This is a genomic window from Brevundimonas sp. (genome assembly GCF_023259385.1).
GTDB lineage: Bacteria > Pseudomonadota > Alphaproteobacteria > Caulobacterales > Caulobacteraceae > Brevundimonas.
On the sequence record NZ_JAHFPF010000119.1, the window covers coordinates 1 to 893 of the forward strand.

The 893-nt window shown below is 72.9% G+C and carries 2 protein-coding genes; both read left to right on the plus strand.

Annotation, left to right across the window (positions count from 1 at the left end; all coding sequences use genetic code 11):
* Nucleotides 1-258, plus strand: a 258-nt coding sequence (locus Q0C81_RS10340; protein WP_291837191.1) for an FAD:protein FMN transferase, incomplete at its 5' end; no start/stop codon positions are given.
* A partial coding sequence (locus tag Q0C81_RS10345; protein ID WP_291837193.1) for a flavodoxin domain-containing protein occupies nt 255-893 on the plus strand: 639 nt, incomplete at its 3' end. The genes Q0C81_RS10340 and Q0C81_RS10345, both read left to right, overlap by 4 nt.

Genomic DNA, 893 nt, shown 5'->3' on the forward strand with positions numbered 1-893 from the left:
GGCCGGACCTACAGCCACACGATCGACGGCCGCACCGGCCAGCCGATCGAGAACAACGTCGCCTCGGTCACCGTCCTGGCCGAAACGGCGATGTACGCCGACGCCATGGCCACGGCCCTCACCGTCATGGGGCCGACGGAAGGCCCCGCCTTCGCCACCGCCATGAAGATCGCCGCCGCCTTCGTCGTGCGCGGCTACGACGGCGTCACGGAGATCGTCACCCCCGCCTTCGCCGCCATGTTGGACGAGGGCGCGTGACCACCGATCCCGGGCGTCTGACATGGGCCGCCGTGGCTGTCGGCCTATGGCTGCTGAGCGTCCTCTGGGTCATCGTCAGCCGGGCGCTGGCCAAACGCGCCGCTGCCCGCAAAGCCGCCGCGCTGGCGCCGCCGGCGGGCGCGGACGCCGTCCTCGTCGCCTTCGCCAGCCAGACCGGCCTCGCCGAGGAGCTGGCGTGGATGACGGCCAAGAGCCTGTCCGACGCCGGAACCCCGGCCCGCGTCGCCCTGCTCGGCGATCTCGAGCCCGACGAGCTGAAGGCCGCCGGCCGCCTGCTGGTTGTCGCCTCCACCACCGGCGAGGGCGATCCCCCCGACAGCATGTCGTGGTTCGTGCGTCAGGTGATGAAGGCCCCCGCCGACCTCCAGGGCCTGTCCTACGGCCTGCTGGCGCTGGGCGACCGCACCTACGCCGACTACTGCGGTTTCGGCCGGGCCCTGGACGGCTGGCTGCGCCGTTCGGGCGCCGCGCCGCTGTTCGACCATGTCGAGGTCGACAACGGCGACACCGGCGCGATCCGCCACTGGCAGCACCACCTGGGTCTGATCACCAGCCAGGCCGTCCAGGCCGACTGGACCCCGCCCGCCTACGACCGCTGGCGTCTGGCCGAGCGC